This window comes from Blastocatellia bacterium (genome assembly GCA_025055075.1).
GTDB lineage: Bacteria > Acidobacteriota > Blastocatellia > HR10 > HR10 > HR10.
The window spans coordinates 67,790-86,854 of sequence record JANWYV010000034.1 but is presented as its reverse complement, the minus strand read 5'-3'; the positions used below and the strand labels follow the sequence as shown (position 1 = coordinate 86,854).

The following is a 19,065-nucleotide window of genomic DNA, read 5'->3' as shown; positions in this document are numbered from 1 at the left end:
CATGCGGGGGAAGCTCATCACCTTCGAAGGCATTGATGGGAGTGGCAAGACGACGATGCTTCGACATGTGGCCTCCGAGTTGGAGCGGTTGGGAATTCCACACGTGGTGACGCGCGAGCCCGGCGGGACGGACGTTGGCGCCGTCATTCGCGATCTCGTGCTCGCGCGGGAGATGGGACCGCTCGCCGAGCTGTTTCTCTACGCGGCGGATCGCGCCGAGCACGTCGAGCGAGTCATCCGCCCGGCTCTCCGGGAGGGTCGGATCGTTCTCTGCGACCGATATGCGGATGCGACGGTCGCCTACCAGGGATATGGGCGAGGCCTTCCGCTCGAACTGGTGCGCGTGGTGAACCAATGGGCAACTGATGGACTCCTCCCTGACCTCACTATCGTCCTCGATTGCGCGGTGGAAGTCGCACTGGCGCGACGGCGTCCTGCGGACCGATGGGATCGGTTTGAGCGGGACGGCGTGGAATTTCTTGAGCGGGTGAGGCAAGGGTATCTGGAGATCGCGCGCGCGGAACCAGAGCGCATGCTTGTCATCTCGGCTTCGGAGCCGGAGGAAGTCACAGCCCGTAAGGTCTGGGAGATCGTCGCCTCAGTCCTGCATAGGTAGTCCGACATGGCCTTTCGCGATCTGGTGGGGAACGAACAGGTGAAGCGCGCCTTGCAAATGGCTGTGCGTGAGGGACGCCTCGGGCATTCGCTCATCTTCTCCGGGCCTGAGGGCGTTGGCAAGCGGCAATTTGCCCTCGCGTTGGCTAAGACGATCAATTGCCCGAATGCCTCCAACGGCGATCGTTCTCTTCCCGACAGTTGTGATGCCTGCCCGAGTTGTCATAAGATCGAGCGCGGCGAACACCTGGACGTGCTCGTCTTACGTCCGGAGACCGCGTTCCTTCGCATCGAGCAAATCCGCTCGCTCTGCGAACAGGCTTATCGAAAACCGTTTGAGGCGCGCTGGCGCGTCTTCATCGTGGATGAGGCCGAGGCGATGACCGAGCAGGCCGCCAATGCTTTGCTGAAGACGTTGGAAGAGCCTCCGGCCGAGTCTCTCCTCATCCTTCTGACCAGTCAATTGGCGCGCCTGTTGCCAACAATTCGTTCGCGGTGTCACCTCTATCACTTCGCCCCATTGAGCACGGCCGAAGTCGAACGCTTCCTTCGCGAGCGGTTCATGCGCCCTGAGGAGGAGATTCACCTCTTGGCGCGATTAGCGGGAGGTCGAATCGGGAAGGCGCTCTCGATTGATCTCTCGGTCTATCAGGAGATGCGCCGTGAGGTCTTGGAACTGTTGGCCGTATTAGGGACGGGCGATCAGGTGCGGCTCGTGCGGGCGGCAGAGTATTGGGGACGGCGCTTGGATCGAGAGGAATTCGAGCGCCGACTGGAGGTCCTCGAGCGGGTGCTCGCCGATATGCTGCACCTACAGCTCGGGGCCGGCGATGTGGTGAACGCGGATACCGCTGCGCATTTGCGATCGCTCGCCGCTTGGTGGTCTCCGTCGCGCATCGTGCACTTCATGGAGAAACTCGCTGCTTTACGACGCGACCTTTGGCGTACGCTCAATCGGCAGTTGGCTCTGGAAGCCCTCTTCCTCGCCGAAGCGTGACGCTCGGCCCTAGGCAAATCGCGGCAGCTCGCGTAAAATATCCTGACTCGCCGTGGAAGGCGAAGGGGGGGCTATGCGGTGGTCGAAGGTGTTCATTCCGACTTTACGCGAGGTTCCGGCGGACGCCGAAGTCATCAGCCATCAACTGCTGCTGCGAGCTGGGATGATTCGGCAGCTCGCCTCGGGCATCTACAGCTTCCTGCCGCTGGCCTGGCGCGTCATGCAGAAGATCATAGCGATCATCCGCGAGGAGATGAATCGCATCGGCGGACAAGAGTTCCATTTGCCCGCTCTCCATCCGGCGGAGTTGTGGAAGGAATCGGGACGCTGGGAGATCATGGGCGAGAACATGTTTCGTCTGCGCGATCGGCGAGGCAGCGATCTCTGCCTGGGCATGACGCACGAGGAGGTCTTCACGGCGATCGCGCGCCACGAGCTGCGCTCTTACAAACAATTGCCTCAGGTGTGGTACCAGATTCAGACGAAATTCCGCGATGAACCGCGCCCGCGCTCAGGGGTGCTGCGCGTCCGCGAATTCATCATGAAAGACGCCTACACCTTCGACCTCGATTGGGAGGGACTCGATCGCGCCTATCGAGACCAGTACGAGGCGTACTGTCGTATCTTCAATCGCTGTGGGCTCAAGTATCTCGTCGTTCAGGCGTCCTCGGGCGCGATGGGAGGACAGGAGTCGGCTGAATTCATGGTCCTCACCGATGCCGGTGAAGATCACATCGCGCTGTGCGAAGCATGCGGTTACGCGGCCAACACGGAGAAGGCGACCTCTCGCGTGTCCGAGATCGTCGATGCCGATGGGCTCCCCGCTCCGGAGATGTTCCCAACTCCGGGCGTGCGCACAATTAAAGATCTTGAGGACTTCCCCGGCGGCGCTCCGGCCGAGCGGCAGATCAAGACGCTCGCCTATTTCCTGGACGACCAATTCACGCTCCTTCTGTTGCGCGGCGATCACGAGTTGAACGAAGCGAAGCTGGCCGAGGCGACCGGCGCCACGCACATTCGTCCGGCGCATCCGGAGGAGATCAAGGCTGCGCTCGGCGCCTATCCCGGGAGCATTGGGGCTGTCGGCGTCACGGCCTACCCGATCCTCGCCGATTTCGCCCTGCGGGGACGTCGCAACATGGTCACCGGCGCGAATCGCGATGATTTCCACCTGCGAGGTGTGGATGTGGAGCGCGACATTCGCGTGACGAAGTGGGCCGACTTGCGTCTGGTGAAGATGGGTGAGGGGTGCCCGCGTTGCGATGGGACATTGACTCTTCGGAAGGGATTGGAGATCGGCCACATCTTCAAGCTCGGCACGCGCTACAGCGAGTCCATGGGCGCTTATGTCCTCAATCAGGAGGGGAAAGCCGTGCCGCTTGTCATGGGAAGCTATGGCATCGGCGTCGCACGCGTCATGGCTGCCGCCGTCGAACTCTACCACGACGAAGATGGCATCATCTGGCCGATCACGATCGCGCCATTTCAGGTCATCCTCGTTCCCGTGAACATGACCGACGAGGCGCAGCGCGCAGCTGCTGAGCGGCTCTATGCTGACTTGTTGGCGGCGAATATCGAGGTCTTGTACGATGATCGCGATGAGCGCGCCGGGGTGAAATTCAAGGACGCGGACCTCATCGGCATTCCTCTTCGCGTGACCATCGGTCCGCAGAAGCTCGCCCGCGGTCAGGTAGAGATTCTGCGACGTCGGACCCGAGCTGTCGAGGATGTAGCGTTGGAAGCCGCTGTCTCGCGCATTCGCCAAATCATCGAAGAAGAAACTCGTGAGGTGCTCGCTCGATGAATCTGACTCTGACCAACACCGGCAGCTATCCGCGCATCGGCGATGTCCCTGAACTGCAAATCCTTCGCCAAACATTGGCCCGCTTCGATCGTCAAGAGGCGACCGAGGCCGATATTCGTCGCGCTGAGGACGAGATGGTCCGTCGTGCCATCGCCGAACAGATTGAAGCAGGACTCGATCTGGTGACCGACGGCCAGATCCGCTGGTATGATCCGATCTCGCATATCGCGGGGAAGCTCAGAGGGACGAAGATCAACGGCCTCCTGCGCTACTTCGACACGAACTTCTATTTCCGCCAACCAGTCCTCGTGGATCGCCTCATTCGAGAGTGCCCGATTCTCGTCGAGGAATACCGATACGCCTGTTCGGTCTCTTCGCGGCCGGTGAAACCCGTGTTGACGGGACCATACACGCTGGCTGTTTTCTCCCTGGTCGAGTGGAAGGAATATCGCGACCTGGAGCGGCGTGTCGAGGATTACGCGATGGCTTTGGCCGAGGAGGTCGCGGATTTAGCGGCCGCGGGCGCCGATCTCATCCAGGTGGATGAACCGGCGATCGTGCTCGAGGATGCCGTCTTCGACCTCTTCGCCGCGGGGATTCGTGCGCTCGCTCAAGTGAAGGGAGCAGCGCGTCTGGCTCTCTACATCTCCTTCGGCGACGTCTCGCCCATCTACGAACGGCTTCAAGAGCTTCCCGTGGATGTCCTCGGATTGGATTTCACCTACAGTCCACAGCTCGTGGATCGGATCGCCGTGGAGGGATCGGTCAAAGCGCTCGGTCTCGGCCTCATCGATGGACGCAACACGAAGTTAGAATCGGAGGCCGAGGTCGCGACAGCGCTGGAGCGGTTGCTGCCGGCCATTCGTAGCGACGTGGCGTATCTGAATCCTTCGACGGGACTTGAGTTCCTGCCGCGCGACCGCGCGTTCCGGAAGCTTCAGCATTTGGTCAGAATCGGCCTGAGGTTCAAACAATGAGCAGAGAGAAACTCCGCAGTTTGGGGTTGGACCTTCCGCTTCTTCCGACGACGTCCGTCGGCAGTTTCCCGAAACCCGATGAGTTGCAACAGGCTCGCACTCGATGGGCGCGAGGCCTTATCTCGCGCGCGGACTTGGAGGCGTTAGAACGCCGTGCGACCGAATTCTGGATCCGCACGCAAGAGGAATTGGGCATTGATGTCCTCGTGGACGGCGAACAGTATCGCGGGGACATGGTCACCTATTTCGCCGAGAATATGCGCGGCTTTGAGATCGGCGGCCTCGTTCGCTCCTATGGGAATCGGTACTATCGAAAGCCGATCATCGTCTCCGAAGTGAGATGGGAGCGGCCGATCACCGTCTCGTGGTGGCGCTTTGCCCAAAGTTTGACCTCACGACCGGTCAAGGGCATGCTCACCGGTCCCTACACGGTCATGGACTGGTCCTTCAACGAATATTATCCCGATCGCCGAGCGACTTGCCTGGCCCTCGCGCGCGAGATTCGGAAAGAGGTCGAGGCTTTGATCGAAGCGGGCGCGCGGATCATTCAGATTGATGAGCCCGCGCTCTCGGTCCGTCCTCAAGAGCTGCCGCTCGCGCGCGAAGCGCTGCAAGTGGTGACCGAAGGGCTCCCGGCGTATTTCATCAGCCATGCCTGCTACGGCGCCTTCGAGAAGATCTATCCGCAGATGCTCGCGCTGCCGGTGGACAACTTCGACTTGGAGATGTCCAACAGCAACCTCGACCTGCTGGAGCATTTCAAGCGCTCTCCGTTCACGAAGGACCTGAGCTTCGGCGTCGTGGACGTACACTCTCATGTGATCGAGGACGTGGAGACGGTCGTCGCGCGCATCCGACAAGGCTTGGAGGTGGTGCCGGCCGAAGCGCTGTGGATTGATCCCGACTGCGGCCTGAAGACGCGCACGGTGGAAGAAGCGATCGCGAAGCTGCGCGTCATCGTGGAGGCCGTCAGGAGAGTTCGCGCGAGCCTCGCTTGAACCCATCAGGCACGTCCTTCCGACGCGGGAAGCATGCCGCGGATTTCTCGAACGATCCGCTCGACGTCCTCAGCCTCCGCGAAGGCGATCAAGAAGAAGCGCACCCCATTGTGGAGACAGATGAGCCCATTGGAGAATAGCCAGAGGCTATTCAGGACCGGATTGCCCCCGAGGATCAGCTCAATGGGCGCTCCCGCGAGCCGCGTCGGGGAGAAGCTCTCGGCGATGAGCGTCCCCCCCAGCGTGATGCTGAAGACGCCAAGCAACGGCGCTCCCACGTATCGCGTGATCGCCTCTTGAAACTCAAGCCGCGCTCGCTCGGCCTCCGTCAGCCGGCCTTCGGCCAAAAGGCGCTCTTGCTTCCGCAGGTACGCCATGTACATTTCCGTGAGCCGACGCAATCCATAGGGAGCGAGCGCGCTGTGGAAGAACCAATGATTCGCCCCGCCGACGCCGAGCAGTGCGGCGCCCAAATTGGGGAACGCGCTTCCGGCTCGCACGCCCGCGACGAAAGAGAACGTAAGGGCTGCCGTCTTCCCCGGATTCTGGGCGATCCACGCGCGCACGCGCTCCCATCCGGAGCGCAAACGCTCCTCCGCACGGGTCGCATGGTCGAAGGCGCGGGCGACTGTCTCCGCGCGGCGATACTCGGCTTCGATCCGGCGAGCGAAGTTTCCTACTTTCTCGCGCGCCGTTTGCGCCGCGGATTCGGCCCCCTCTCGGATCTGCTCCACCGTTCGCTCCACGTCCTCGCGAACGCGTGCGCTGACTTCCGAGTTCTCGATCCGTTGACGAGCGGCCTCAAGCCCATCGGCCAAAAGGTCCGCGCCCTTGTGTGCGGTTGAGGTCACAGCGTCCACCGCATCCGCGAGCTTCTCCCGAAGGCGATAGCGCTCATCCAACTCGCGCGCCTTCCGCGAGAGGGCGCGCTTCAACGCTTCGATATTCTCCATATGCCCGACCTCCTCAACGGTCCTTACGTCGGCCGCGTCCGCGGTGTTCCCAGTGTAACACACCGTGGGGCTGAAGGGCCACGCACTTTGCCCAGTCCCCCGTTGACACGATGATACGAACCGTGCTATATAGGGAGCCTTCCGCAGGAGAGAGTCGGTGCAGCGAGGTCAAGCAATGGGACTTGCCTTAGCGTTAGTCATCGGATTGATCACCCTGGGTACGGTCATCCTGTTCGTCGGACGCTTTTGGTGGTTTCCCGAAGCGATCTCCGAACATGGCCCGAGCATTGATCGGCAGTTCATGCTCACGCTCACGATCATTGGGATCGCGTTCGTCTTGGCTCAAGCGGCGCTCGCTTTCTTCATCGTTCGGTATCGGCGGCGGGGGGAGCAACGGGCGAGCTATTGGCACGAGAGCCCACGGCTCGAAGTCCTTTGGACGACGATCACGGCCGCTGTGTTCATCACCCTAGCTATTCTGGGACAGCGCGTGTGGGCTCAATTGCATCTGAACGCCCCACCCCCGGGCGCGCTCCAGGTCGAGGTCACGGCGCAGCAGTTCGTGTGGAATATCCGATACCCGGGCCCAGATGGAAAATTCGGTCGGACGCGAACGGAGTTGATCAATGATGTGGATAATCCCGTGGGCTTAGACTTCACGGATCCCGCGGCTCAGGACGATATCGTGACGGTGAATCAGATGGCCATCCCCGTCAATCGGGACATCCATGTCATCTTGCGCTCGAAGGACGTGATTCACAGCTTTTGGGTTCCTCCTTTGCGGATGAAGCAAGACGCTGTTCCCGGATTGGCTATTAACATTCACTTCAAGGCGGTGAAGACGGGACAGTTCGAGATCGCGTGCGCGGAGCTGTGTGGACTCACCCATCATCGGATGCGGGGTTTTCTCTTGGTCCTTCCCGAACCGGAATTCCAGAAATGGCTGCAGCAGCGAACGAATCTATGACCCATGGACCAGGCGGCAGGACGGCCGGAGGGGCATGCCATCATCGCGCCTGTCGGCGTATGGCGCAAAGGGAAATTTGAAAACCCTGAGGAGGGAGGGCGATGACGCAGGCCGTTGCTACACATGCGGCGCCGAAGAGTTTCATCCGACGCTACATCTTCAGCACCGATCACAAGGTGATCGGGCTGCAGTACCTCTTCCTGGCCATGGTGGCCGTCGCGATTGGGATCGTTCTGTCGCTCTACATGCGCCTGCGATTGGCGTGGCCGACGGAGCGATGGCCGCTTCTGGCGAAGCTCTTCCCGAATGCGATGGCGGGAGGGACGATCAGTCCCGAGTTCTATCTCTCGCTCGTGACCATGCACGGGACGATCATGATCTTCTTCGTGCTGACGACGGCCCCGCTTGGAGGATTCGGGAATTACTTCTTGCCGATTCAGGTCGGGGCGCATGACATGGCGTTCCCCGTTTTGAATATGCTCTCGTTTTGGGTGACATTGGCCGGATTCCTCGTGCTCATGGCGGCGTTCTTCGTCTCGGGCGGGGCGCCGATCTCTGGATGGACGGCGTATGCTCCCTTGAGCGCTGTGGGGGAAATCGCCGGCCCCGGACTCGGCATGGGACAAAACTTGTGGATTCTCAGCATCGCCCTCTTCTGCATCGCCTCTCTGCTAGGCGCCCTGAACTTCATCACGACGACCCTCAATCTTCGCACAAAGGGCATGTCAATGACGCGCCTTCCTTTGACCGTTTGGGCGTGGTTCACGACGGCCGTGCTCGCCCTTTTGGCCTTTCCCGTATTGCTGGCTGGCGGCATCCTGCTGCTTCTGGACCGCGTGGGGGGAACGAGTTTCTTCGTCCCCGGTGGACTCATCGTCAGCGACAAGATCCTCCCGCACAAAGGCGGCTCGCCGTTGCTGTGGCAGCATCTCTTTTGGTTCTTCGGCCATCCCGAGGTTTACATCGCTATCCTTCCGGGCATGGGGATCACGTCGCATGTCCTCTCGACCTTTGCGCGCAAACCAATCTTCGGCTACCGCGCGATGGTCGCGGCGATCTTCGCCATCGGCCTGCTCGGCTTTCTGGTCTGGGGTCATCACATGTTCGTGAGTGGGATGAGCCCGTATTCGGCGATCGCCTTTTCGCTTCTGACGCTCTCGATCGGGGTGCCCTCGGCCATCAAGACCTTCAACTGGTTGGCGACGCTCTACAAAGCGCAAATTCGTTTCACCGTCCCCATGCTCTTCGCTCTGGGCTTCGTCTCGATCTTCGTCACCGGAGGCCTCTCGGGCATCATCTTGGGGCAGACGTCTCTCGACATCCCGATGCATGACACGTACTTCGTCGTTGCCCACTTCCACCTTATCATGGGCGTTGCGGCGATCTTCGGCATCTTCGCGGGAACCTACTATTGGTTCCCGAAGATGTTCGGGCGCATGATGAACGAGACGCTGGGGAAATTGCACTTCTGGCTCACCTTCATCGGCATCTACGCCATCTTCATCCCCATGCACGTCATGGGGATTGCCGGACATCCGCGCCGATATGCGGAGACGGCGGGCTTTGATTTCCTTGCGCCTTTGCAACCCCTTCACGTCTTCATCACGATCGCGGCCTTGATCACGGCGGGCGCGCAGCTGCTCTTCTTCTTCAACTTCTTCTGGTCCATCTGGAAGGGCAAGAAGGCTGAAGTGAACCCTTGGCGAGCGACGACGCTCGAATGGACGATCCCTTCCCCGCCGCCGCATGACAACTTCGGACCGCAGACGCCGGTCGTCCATCATGGCCCGTATGAATACAGTGTGCCGGGAGCGGCTGAGGACTACATCCTGCAGACAGCTCCTCCAGCGCCCACTAAGGCATAGACGCGATGGCGAAACCCATCAGCTCGCTCAAGGACATCGAGACGATCGCTGTCGGCTCGCGACCTCCGGGTCGCCCGGACGATAGCGGACGAGGAGGTAGAGAGCGTCCTCCGAGCTTGCCCGAGGGGAGTTATCGCCTGGCGATGCTCTTCGCGCTTGCTTCGATCGGCATGCTGTTTCTCGGGTTCACGAGCGCGTACCTCGTGCGACAAGGGCTTGGCGGAGATTGGCAACCGCTCGATCCGCCGGCGATTCTGTGGGCGAATACGCTCCTGCTCCTGATGAGCAGTGCGACGTTGCATCGTTCGCGCGCTTTCTTACGACGCGAAGCGATTCGAGAGGCCCTGTGGTGGCTCTCGATGACGGTGGCGCTGGGCCTGCTCTTTCTGGCGGGCCAATATGGCGCGTGGCGGCAACTGGCTGCACGAGGCATTTATCTGGATACGAACCCGCACAGCTCGTTCTTCTATCTGCTGACGGCCGCGCACGGCGTCCACATCCTTGGGGGGATTCTTGGGCTCGGATACATCACGCTGCGTGGCTGGCGCCGGCGCTTGATCCTCATGGGGACGCCCGACCGCTTGAAGCATTACGACGCTTTGGTGGGCGCGGCGGCCCTGTACTGGCACTTCATGGATGGGCTGTGGGTATATCTCTTCATCCTGCTCTTCCTCTGGAGGTGATGCCGATGGCCGAGAAAGCCGAACGACTCCGCTTCGCCGAATGGGGAGGAGGCGTTTCTCCCTTCGCCGTAGGTTCGAAGAAGCTCGGCATGTGGCTCTTCATCGTCTCGGACTCACTGACCTTCTCCGGGCTTTTGGTCGGTTACAGCTACGTGCGGATCGCCAACGAGCGTTGGCCCATGCCGTTTGAGTTCTGGCCGACCATTGTCCTGGCGACGCTGATGACGTTCTGTCTGTTGTCGAGCAGCTTGACGATGGCGCTGGCCGTGCGGGCGTCGAGCCTCGGCGATCGCCCCCGTGTCGTCCGCTTCATCCTGCTCACGATGCTCGGGGGGATCCTCTTCGTCCTCTTGCACGCGAAGGAATGGGCAGGACTCATCGCGGAAGGCGTCCGATTGTGGGAGAATCCGTGGGGCGTGCCGTTGTTCGGCGCGTCGTTCTTCACGCTCACGGGACTCCATATGCTGCACGTCATCAGCGGCGTGATCTACTTGGGCGTCATCGCGCTCGGAGTCTCCCGCGGGCGCTTCACGCATGAGGACGTCGAGATCAGCGGCTTGTATTGGCACTTCGTTGATCTCGTCTGGATGTTCATCTTCCCCTTGGTGTATCTGCTCTCGGTGAAGATGCCGTGAAGGAGGAGGGCCTTATGGAGATCTCCCATGCTGGACACGTCGAAACGGGACCGAAGCTCTACATCCTGACGTGGGCATGGTTGCTCGTGCTCACGGCCATCGAAGTCACGCTCGCGTATTTTCATCTGCCGGTCGGATTGATGCTCTTTCTCCTGATGGGTCTCTCGGTCGTCAAGGCGGCACTCATCATGGCCCATTTCATGCACCTGCGCTTCGAGCGATTGAATCTCGTCGTCACGCTGATTCCTGCGATGGTCCTCTGCATCACGCTGCTCATGGTCTTCTTCCCCGATAGTGTGCGCGCGCTGCGATTGGCCGTCCGATGAGAGGAGTGGAAGATGCGCTGGTTCAAAAAGAGTCTTCTCCTCGGATGCGCGCTCGGGTTCGGGAGCGATGTCTTCCCCGTTCTCGCTCAATGCGCCATGTGCCGAACGGCTATCGCCGGTTCCTCTCAGTTGGAGGAGATCGCTAAGGTCTTGAATGCGGCCATTGTCACCCTCTTGATCCCTCCGGTTGCTATCTTCGGCCTCGTCTTCTGGCTCGCCTTGACGCTTTGGAATCGCCCGAAGGATCGGAGCGAGGAGATGGAAAGTATGAGCACGGTCTCCCACGCCCCTTCCTTCACGGAAGAGATGGGGGATCGAAGCACATGAGGCCCAAAAGGAGGGGCAGATAGAGGATTGAAGCTTTCAAGACGCGACGGGCATGTCCCCGCGCGTGTGTGTGTGCAGCGCGCACGCTCTCCCAGAGAAAATACCCTCCGAGAAGGAGCGCCCCGACCAAGTAATGTGATCCCGAGAGCTTGACGAATGTGGGAAGGATGCTGACCCCCACAAGCAGAAGCGTATAGAGGACGATCTGCCGTCCCGTGCGATGACCATCCGGATCAACGACTGGGAGCATCCGAATTCCCGCGCGGGCATAATCCTCCCGATACATCCACGCGATGGCAAAGAAATGCGGGAATTGCCAGAGGAAGAGGATGGCGAAGAGAATCCACGCTCCGATACCGATCTCGCTGCCCGAGGCCGTCCAGCCCATCAAAGCCGGCATGGCGCCGGGAATGGCGCCGACCGTCGTGCAGAGCGTCGTACGCGTCTTCAAGGGGGTATAGGCAAAGAGATAACTCGCGAACGCCAGAGCGCCCAAAAGCGCCGTCAGCGGATTGAGGAAAACGAGCAGATAGAGCTCAGCGAAAGCCGAAAGGCCGAGGCCGAAGATCAAAGCCTGCCGCGGACGCAGCCGACCACTTGGCAGAGGTCGTCCTTTCGTCCGACGCATTCGGGCATCGATCTCTCGCTCCAAGTAATGATTCATCGCGCCGATACCCGAGGAGAGCGCCGCGATCCCGACAAGCACATGCAGCAACTGGAGGCGATCTACCGGATGCCGCGCTCCCAGCCAGAAGGCAGCTGCCGCCGTGATGACGACGAGGAGCGTGATGTCCGGCTTCGTCAACTCGAGATAGGCCCACATCGTGGCCAGCAGCGGATGTCGCCGCCAGCCTTCGAGAGCAGGCAGTTGCACACTTGGCGCGCTCATCAGATTCTCCCCCCCACCGGCTGAAGGACGGGCTCGGCTCGCCTCATCCCGCTCAGCCAAAATATCCGCCACGTGAGTACGAGCAAAGCCGCAAGTAACAAAGCGCCACAGGCGACATGAGCCACGGTGAGGGAGACCATTGGTTCGAGCGGCTGCGGATCGAACCGCGCCGCTCGACGCGCCAGATATGCGGCGATGCCCAAACCGAGTTGGACCCCCAGCAACCCGGCCGTCCACTGCGCCGGACGAGCGATCACGCGCAGCGCAGCTCCGTGTTCCCGCGCGACCTTTCGCACGCCCCAGACGATGGCAAGGATGAGCGCGCTCACGACAATGGCTCCCAGAATATGAGGAAGAATCCCGAGGCCTCGATGGCGGAATCCCGCGCCAAGTAGGAGCTGAACGAAAAGTCCAACGATAGCGATGCTGCAGAGCTTGGGGAGATACGCCGGCAATCGCGTCTCCAGCTCACTCGTTTCGAAACGCCTCCACGTCGGCGAGGTCACCACGGCAAGACTCACCGTGAGACCGAAAAAGAATTGCGCCATGAAGGCATGGATGAGGGCAAAGACGAACCGATGCTCTAGGAGAAGGACGCGCGCGCCACCGAGAGCCGCTTGTCCGAGGACAGCCAACAACGCGATGAGCCCCAGCCGCCGCACCCACGCGCGCTCCTCTTTCCACCACAACCCCACATTCAGCAGGAGCGTCAAAAGCCCCACTGTCGCCGCTACGACGCGATGCGTATACTCGTAGACGACGTTCCCAACGATCTGTTCCAGAGGAAGCCATCGCCCGAAGGCTGTCGGCCAATCCGGTACAGAATCACCCGCCTCGTTGCTCGTCACTAAGGCGCCGAGCACAATGAGGACGAACGTCGCCCCGACTGTCACTAAGGCGAACCGATAGAGACCTTCGCGTTCTCTCACTGATGTCCCTCCTCTAGGCCCCCCTCGATCATACGCCCGCTCATTGCCGAACAATGGGGGGAGGCCATTGGCTCCCCCCCACTCTGAATCCGCTCATTTGGTCGCGTGCCCCATCATTTCCTCACAGCACGGCAACATGAGCGCGGGCATCAGGCGCAACGACCCCGGACGATAGACTTGTCCGGCCGCATAAGTGAATTCGATTCGCTTCGTCTCCTTCGCCCCCACGGTCACCTTCGCCACTTGCGCGCCGTACCGCTCATGCCAGGCTTCGATCTCATACTCGCCCGGTGGAAGGCCTTTGATTTCGAAGCTCCCATCCTCCCGGCTCACGGCGTGGAAGGGATGGCGCAAGACGCCGATGTAGGCTCGCATCCACGGATGCTGATTGCACTTGACCGGGATCATCACCTCCGGACGCGGGAAGGAACGGATGATTGGTTCCGATCCCGGCGGTTGGTTCACGTTCCACTCGGGATTGTTCTTCGGCGTGGGATGCACATTGTGATTAGTCGGGTCGCTCGTGATGATCTTCAGATTCTGTCCGGCCATGACGCCCAGCACGCGCGGACGATACATGCATCCGTTCTGATCGAGCACGGGCTCTTCCGCAGGTGCGGAGAACGAATATTTTTCCAATCCGCTCTTGACGTAGACGAAGACGTTCTGCAGCTTCCCGTTGTTAACGATGACGTCCTCGGATAAAGCGTTTGGATTCTTTTGAGCGCAGATCGGGTCGGCGTCCATTTGAATCCGACGCCGCTGCGGCGGTTGCCCCGTGAAGTTCACGACACCGGTGATTGTCCCCTCATCGCCCGTCGGCTGATAGGCGACGGCTGGCGCGGCTCCTTCCTCCGTGGGAGCCTCGCCGACCTCTTGCCTCCGGCCGCACTGAAGGCTGAGGGCGGCAAATACGAGCACCAAAACCAGAGATGACGCTCTCCAGATTGTCATGGTGACCTCCCTCGAGATGTTAGAATGATGACCTCACGTTCCCCCTCTCCGACCGCGCGAACGCTCGACCGCCACGCGCGTATCCGGCGGACGAGCGCGCAATGTCGCTCGCGTAGCCGAGAGAAGACGTCGCTGTTCCTCGGCCGTCAGTTGAAACATGTAGCGCACGAGCAGATCCACATGATCTCCCGGATAGGCCTTGAAGGCCTCCGGCAAGGGTCCGGCGAAGACCCATCGGTTGCCTTCGCGGCGGAAGAGTCCAGAGGGCATGGCCGTGCCCGGACTGATGGCTTGCGGATCAATCATCCAGCGCGCTGTCCATCCAGGCTTCAAGCGTTCGCGCGCGATCAGGAAATTGGGCGCTGTCGCCCTCTGATCGTGCGCGGGATCGCCCGTCATATGACATCGCAGACACGGAGCCGCTGGCGAGGTGAAGAGTTGTCGGGCCAATGCGCGCTCCGTCTCGGTGATCGGCTCCAGCTTCGGTTCGACATACGGCTGCGCTTGCGCGGACAATGCCTCGAAGAAGCGCACGAGGATACGGATCTCATTCGGCGAGAAGTAGAATGTCGGCATGCGCACCTTCAAATACTCGCGCACGCCGTTGCGCTCCAGGTTCGTCTCGCTGAGGGCCGGATTCTCCAAAAATCGCGCCAACCAGTCCGGACGCACGCGCGCCCCTTCTCCAATCAAGCTTGGCGGCAATTGGTCCTTCCAGTCCGGATCCTGATACCGAGGGAGCGTGCTCAAGACCGAACGCTGTCCCGGCATGATCGTATGGCACCCCATGCAGTTGTATTTCTTGATGACCCACCAGCCCTCTTGGATGTCCTTCCGCTGATCATCAGGCTTGTAGTAATAACTGGGCGGCAGCGTCGCATTGACGCTCCCGATCAGGAAAGTCGTCAGGGCCCGAATCTCCTCCTCCGTGAGATTGGGCTCCGGCATGCGGAGCCGATCCTCGGGCGCCTTGAGCTTGCCGCGATCGTAGATGTCCGGGTCCCGGAGCTTGTTCTCGATGAACCCCTTGTGATTGTACCAACCTTGCCGCTTCGCCTCGCGAGCCAGCAAGCCGAAATCCAATTGCTCTATTGGCTTGCTCCCCTCGCGCGTCAACTCTGTCCCAATCCTCGGCTCCTCCTCGAATCCGCTGATCTCATGACATCCCGCGCATCCATATCGGCGGATCAATTGCGCACCGCGCGCCCGCAGTTTGGGATCGTCCATGAAGGGAGCGGGCGGATACGAAACCCCCGGACGCCGTTGCGTCATCAGGAAACTGGCAATATCTCGGGCCTCTTGCCAGGAGAGGCGGAAGCTCGGCATCACGGTCATTTGCTGGACCTGCATCTCGGAGCCGCAATTCGGGCATTTCGAGTGATTGAGGTCGAAGCGGAATGGCAGCCCTCGCTTCGCATAATCCTCTGGCCCGATGTCCCGTCGCTCATTGGGACAATAGGGACGCGTGCGTTCGCGCGGATTGTGGATCCAGCGGACGAGGTAGTCGTAGTTGACCTTCTCTCCCACGCGCGAGAGGTTGGCGGCGAACGTCCCACCGATGGCTTGCGCACCTTCGCCGATAGCGTGACACGCTAAGCACCCGCGCGTCTCAAACAACTCGCGCCCGCGAATGGGATCGCCGGGCGGTTGCGCCGGCAGGGGATCGCGCAACGCCGTCTGCCAGAGATAGGCCGAGATCGCCTGCACTTCCTCCTGACTCAATCGGAAGCGCGGCATCTTCGTCGTCGGCCGGAACGCATGGGGATTCTCGATCCAAACAGGAATCCACTCCTTGCGCAGCTTCTGGCGAATCTCCTTCAGATTCGGCCCCACTTTCTTCTGATCCTGCATGAGGTACTTCGCTTGCAACTCCAATTGCTCCAACCGATCGGCGATCTGGCTGTTCTTGACGCGCAGGGTCTCGGCCAGGGCATAGAGGCGCCGCGCCTCGCGATCATCGGCCGCTTGATCGGCAGCGCGCAATGCCTGCCGAATCTCGCGCTCGTTTTGGGCGCGCTCCAAATTCAACTGGCGAATCGTCTTCCGGACCTCGACGAGCGCATCGGTCTCCCGATCATATCCCTCATAGCGATGGCAGCCGACGCATCCCTTCAGTTCGTAGAGATCGCGTCCGAGATTGAAGACCTCCGCCCCTTCCAGGACGCGATCGCGGACATGGCATTGCACACACCCGGCCTCGTAATTCTCTGGTTTGTAGAGCGGCCACAACCAGTGTTTGTTCAATCCGTGCGCCTTCACGACGTTCGTCGTCGCGCGCCCATTCCCGCCATGGCACGGAGAGCATCCGAATCGTTCGGGATTGTGAATGCGAAGCAGGGTGGGATTCGGATGGCTGACGAAGGCCTTCCGCCCCATGATTTGCTCAGTGAGGGGTAGCGGCTCGAGGATCCCCACATGGCAGGAGATGCAGCGGTCCACAAGATCTCCCTCTTGAACGTGGATCTGCTTCAGCTCGATCTTGAACGTCTCCATCTTGCGGAGCAAGCCATCAATCTGCCTTTGATCAAGCCCGACGAGATTGTCCTGCAGGTATTGACTCATCTTCCTCTCGATCGCCACAACCGGCTCAAGCAACCGCGCGCGCTCGGAGACCAATTGCGCCTTGCGCTCTTGCAGAGCCAGGAATCGGCGCTGGAGTTCGTCGAAATTCAGACGCCATTCTTCGTTCTTCCCCTCCCCATTGGCGGCGATCAGGCGCACGCGAAACGGACCGCGCTTCGCCTCTTCGATCTCGCGCATCTTTTGCGCCTTGGCGCGCTCGCTGCTGGCCACCTCCCATTCGTAAGTCAACGCGCCGATCTTGGCACGAGCGTCCTGAAAGACCGGTCGAATGGCTTCCAATTGCCGCTCGATCTCCGCCAACTCGCGGTCAATCGCCTGCACGCGCGGGGCGACCGATTGGCGCGCCGTCATCAACTCTTGCTCCAACTTCCGATACTCGGGGGATTGCTTGAGCGCCGCCTCCGTCGCCGCCTGTCGCGGCTTAATCCGCTTCAAATAGGCCGTGTAGCGTTCGACGAACTCCCGCTGCATGGCCTTCCACGGACGCCGCCCATAGACCTCGTCATAGAGCGCCCAGATGAGCGTGCCCACCAGCACGAGCGAGGCGATCAAGAGCGGACCGCTCATCGAGCGGCTCGTGATGGGATCGGGTTCCTCGACGCCCATCTGATGCTCAAGCTCGACCGTCTCTCTCTCCATGGCGCTCCCCCTCTTTGCTCGTCGTCAGATGTTGAACCAGGGCGTGATCCACACATACTTGATGCGGAACAGAAGCCGCAGCAGGATCTTCGCCGGAAGGCCAACCAGGATGGTGATGGCGAAGAACTGGAAGACGAGATACTGAATGAGGCTCGTCCGCTCATAGATCTTGCGATTGAGCGGCGAGCGCGTCACCAATTTGTGAATGCCGAAACCAGTGACCAGATAAAAGAACGCGACGGCGAAGAAGCCGAAAATCCCCTTCCCCCAAGGGCTCGTGATCCCGAAGATGTCCGGCAAGTCCCGATTCACCTCATAGACCAAGCGCGTGTGGTCCCATGTCTGTCCCGGCCAAAAGAGCATCCACCCAGGTCCCCGCATCAGTGCGCCCACGATGATCAGCGCGATCCAGAGATAGAAGCCGATCAGGAACGCTCCCACGGCGACCGTCCGTTGCCGCCACGTGTAGTAGCCGTTCCCTAGCGGATTCGCGTCCACATAGGGAAAGGCCATGAGTCCGATGATGATGAGCGTTGGCAACACGACGCCAGCGAACCAGGGGTCGAAGTAAACGAGCATCTCTTGCAACCCCACGAAATACCACGGCGCCTTGGACGGATTCGGCGTGAGATTCGGATTCGCCGGCTCCTCCAGTGGCGCATCGAGCGTGAGCGACCATACCATCAGCAGCGCCGTCACGATGATCGCCGCCAGGAACTCAATGCGCAGAAGATAGGGCCAGACATGCACCTCTGTCGGCCAGCCGGGCCGATACGGGAATGTTTTGCGATGATGCGTCTTGGCCAGTTCGGGATTCGCCTCCAGCTCTTGAATGAGCCGATCGTTGGCCCGAGCTTGCCGCAATCCGTACCAGGTGTAGAATGGGACGATGACGAGCAACCCGATGATGGGGACATTGTCGGGTGCCGAAATGATCTGCCAGAGCTGATACCAATCCATACCCCTCTCCCCCGCCGAGCGATCCCTCCGAATGGGATCAGACCTTCCGCACCGGCTTCATCTCCGATTCCAACATCACTGGAGCCGGTCCGGAAATCCCTCCATCCTTCCGCACGCGCCAGAAGTGCACGCCCATAAAGATGGCCGCCATGAGAGGCAGCGCGATGCAATGCCAAATGTACGCCCGCAAGAGCGCGTTCGAGTCCACGATCGAACCGCCGAGCAACGCGAAGCGCACGTCGTTGTAGGGCGTCATTCCCAGCTGCGGTCCGAACGGCCCCTCATGCCCGATGAGCGGCGTCGCGCGCGCCATGTTCGTTCCAACCGTCACCGCCCAAAATCCCAATTGATCGTCCGGCAAGAGATACCCCGTGAAGCTCAGTAGCAGCGTCAGGACCAGCAGGATCACGCCCACACACCAATTGAACTCGCGCGGCCGTTTGTACGATCCCGTGAGCACGACGCGGAACATATGAAGCCACACCGTGATGACCATCAGATGCGCCGCCCATCGGTGCATATTGCGCAACAGTCGCCCGAACGGCACATCATGCTCCAAGTAGAGGATGTCCCGGAACGCTTGCACCTTGGTCGGATGGTAGTAGAACATGAGCAGGACGCCCGTGAACGTGAGGACGATGAAGAGATAGAAGGAGATCCCGCCCATGCCCCACGTGTAGCTGTAGCGCACAGCATCGCGATTGATCCGCGCCGGATGCAGGTGCAGGAAGACATTCGCCAAAACGGCAATGGCGCGATTGCGCGGTGTGGTGCGTTCATGCGGGACGCGAAAGATGGATCTCCAAAGTTGCGTGCGCTGCGGCTCCTTGAGGTCTTGTTTCAGTTCCTCGAGCTCCTCCTTGAGCCGCACCTTCAGGTGTTCGGTCTCCTCGCGAACGCGCTCCAGGACCCCAACGCCGCTTCGTCCCTCCTTCTCGCGGTCCATAGTGGCCCTCCCGTGAAA

General features: G+C 60.7%; 18 protein-coding genes. 11 read left to right on the top strand and 7 right to left on the bottom strand.

The annotated features are described in order from the left end of the window. Position 1: 1 nt before the first annotated feature. The 5 genes from tmk (at position 2) to NZ746_09015 (ending at position 5,391) form a co-directional block, all read left to right on the top strand. A complete protein-coding gene (gene tmk / locus NZ746_09035) occupies positions 2 to 616 on the top strand; it encodes a dTMP kinase (protein MCS6817512.1) in 615 nt (204 codons plus the stop codon). Between the two features lie 6 nt (positions 617 to 622). Further along, positions 623 to 1,612, top strand: coding sequence for a DNA polymerase III subunit delta' (gene holB, locus NZ746_09030; GenBank protein MCS6817511.1), 990 nt, complete (start codon positions 623 to 625; stop codon positions 1,610 to 1,612). 73 nt (positions 1,613 to 1,685) lie between these two features. Continuing rightward, positions 1,686 to 3,416, top strand: coding sequence for a proline--tRNA ligase (locus NZ746_09025; GenBank protein ID MCS6817510.1), 1,731 nt, complete (start codon positions 1,686 to 1,688; stop codon positions 3,414 to 3,416). Next, the gene (locus tag NZ746_09020) at positions 3,413 to 4,393 is read left to right on the top strand and encodes a methylcobamide--CoM methyltransferase (protein ID MCS6817509.1); all 981 of its coding nucleotides are present in this window, start codon (positions 3,413 to 3,415) and stop codon (positions 4,391 to 4,393) included. The genes NZ746_09025 and NZ746_09020 overlap by 4 nt, the downstream gene beginning before the upstream one ends. Next, positions 4,390 to 5,391, top strand: a complete 1,002-nt coding sequence (locus NZ746_09015) for a methionine synthase (GenBank protein MCS6817508.1) — start codon at positions 4,390 to 4,392, stop codon at positions 5,389 to 5,391. The genes NZ746_09020 and NZ746_09015 overlap by 4 nt, the downstream gene beginning before the upstream one ends. 5 nt (positions 5,392 to 5,396) lie before the next feature. Here the strand turns inward: NZ746_09015 and NZ746_09010 are convergent, their stop codons facing one another. Next, positions 5,397 to 6,344, bottom strand: coding sequence for a hypothetical protein (locus NZ746_09010; GenBank protein MCS6817507.1), 948 nt, complete (start codon positions 6,342 to 6,344; stop codon positions 5,397 to 5,399). 175 nt (positions 6,345 to 6,519) lie between these two features. Here NZ746_09010 and coxB point away from each other — a divergent pair, with 175 nt between their 5' ends. The 6 genes from coxB to NZ746_08980 all read left to right on the top strand — a co-directional run bounded on the left by coxB (position 6,520) and on the right by NZ746_08980 (position 11,147). Further along, positions 6,520 to 7,311 (top strand): cytochrome c oxidase subunit II, encoded by a 792-nt coding sequence (gene coxB, locus NZ746_09005; protein MCS6817506.1) that lies wholly within the window; start codon positions 6,520 to 6,522, stop codon positions 7,309 to 7,311. Positions 7,312 to 7,412: 101 nt separating this feature from the next. After that, on the top strand, positions 7,413 to 9,176 hold the full coding sequence (locus tag NZ746_09000; protein ID MCS6817505.1) for a cbb3-type cytochrome c oxidase subunit I: 1,764 nt from the start codon (positions 7,413 to 7,415) through the stop codon (positions 9,174 to 9,176). Positions 9,177 to 9,181: 5 nt separating this feature from the next. Then, on the top strand, positions 9,182 to 9,859 hold the full coding sequence (locus tag NZ746_08995; GenBank protein MCS6817504.1) for a heme-copper oxidase subunit III: 678 nt from the start codon (positions 9,182 to 9,184) through the stop codon (positions 9,857 to 9,859). A 5-nt stretch (positions 9,860 to 9,864) separates the two neighbouring features. After that, entirely contained in the window at positions 9,865 to 10,494 is a 630-nt protein-coding gene (locus tag NZ746_08990) for a cytochrome c oxidase subunit 3 (GenBank protein ID MCS6817503.1), read from the top strand. Positions 10,495 to 10,508: 14 nt separating this feature from the next. Next, positions 10,509 to 10,820 (top strand): cytochrome C oxidase subunit IV family protein, encoded by a 312-nt coding sequence (locus tag NZ746_08985; GenBank protein ID MCS6817502.1) that lies wholly within the window; start codon positions 10,509 to 10,511, stop codon positions 10,818 to 10,820. A gap of 12 nt (positions 10,821 to 10,832) precedes the next feature. After that, positions 10,833 to 11,147 carry a hypothetical protein gene (locus NZ746_08980; protein MCS6817501.1) on the top strand — a complete coding sequence of 105 codons (315 nt, stop codon included), beginning with the start codon at positions 10,833 to 10,835 and terminating at the stop codon, positions 11,145 to 11,147. Here NZ746_08980 and cyoE read toward each other — a convergent pair. The 6 genes from cyoE to NZ746_08950 form a co-directional block, all read right to left on the bottom strand. Beyond that, positions 11,116 to 12,036 carry a heme o synthase gene (gene cyoE, locus NZ746_08975; protein ID MCS6817500.1) on the bottom strand — a complete coding sequence of 307 codons (921 nt, stop codon included), beginning with the start codon at positions 12,034 to 12,036 and terminating at the stop codon, positions 11,116 to 11,118. The two genes, NZ746_08980 and cyoE, sit on opposite strands and share 32 nt — an antisense overlap. Beyond that, on the bottom strand, positions 12,036 to 12,965 hold the full coding sequence (locus tag NZ746_08970; protein ID MCS6817499.1) for a COX15/CtaA family protein: 930 nt from the start codon (positions 12,963 to 12,965) through the stop codon (positions 12,036 to 12,038). The genes cyoE and NZ746_08970 overlap by 1 nt, the downstream gene beginning before the upstream one ends. A gap of 93 nt (positions 12,966 to 13,058) precedes the next feature. Beyond that, the gene (locus tag NZ746_08965) at positions 13,059 to 13,919 is read right to left on the bottom strand and encodes a carboxypeptidase regulatory-like domain-containing protein (GenBank protein ID MCS6817498.1); all 861 of its coding nucleotides are present in this window, start codon (positions 13,917 to 13,919) and stop codon (positions 13,059 to 13,061) included. A gap of 33 nt (positions 13,920 to 13,952) precedes the next feature. Beyond that, on the bottom strand, positions 13,953 to 17,141 hold the full coding sequence (locus tag NZ746_08960; GenBank protein MCS6817497.1) for a c-type cytochrome: 3,189 nt from the start codon (positions 17,139 to 17,141) through the stop codon (positions 13,953 to 13,955). 24 nt (positions 17,142 to 17,165) lie between these two features. Next, the gene (locus NZ746_08955) at positions 17,166 to 18,101 is read right to left on the bottom strand and encodes a cytochrome C (protein MCS6817496.1); all 936 of its coding nucleotides are present in this window, start codon (positions 18,099 to 18,101) and stop codon (positions 17,166 to 17,168) included. Between the two features lie 37 nt (positions 18,102 to 18,138). After that, positions 18,139 to 19,047: a cytochrome b N-terminal domain-containing protein gene (locus tag NZ746_08950; protein ID MCS6817495.1), complete on the bottom strand. Its 909-nt coding sequence runs from the start codon at positions 19,045 to 19,047 to the stop codon at positions 18,139 to 18,141. Between the last annotated feature and the right edge of the window lie 18 nt (positions 19,048 to 19,065).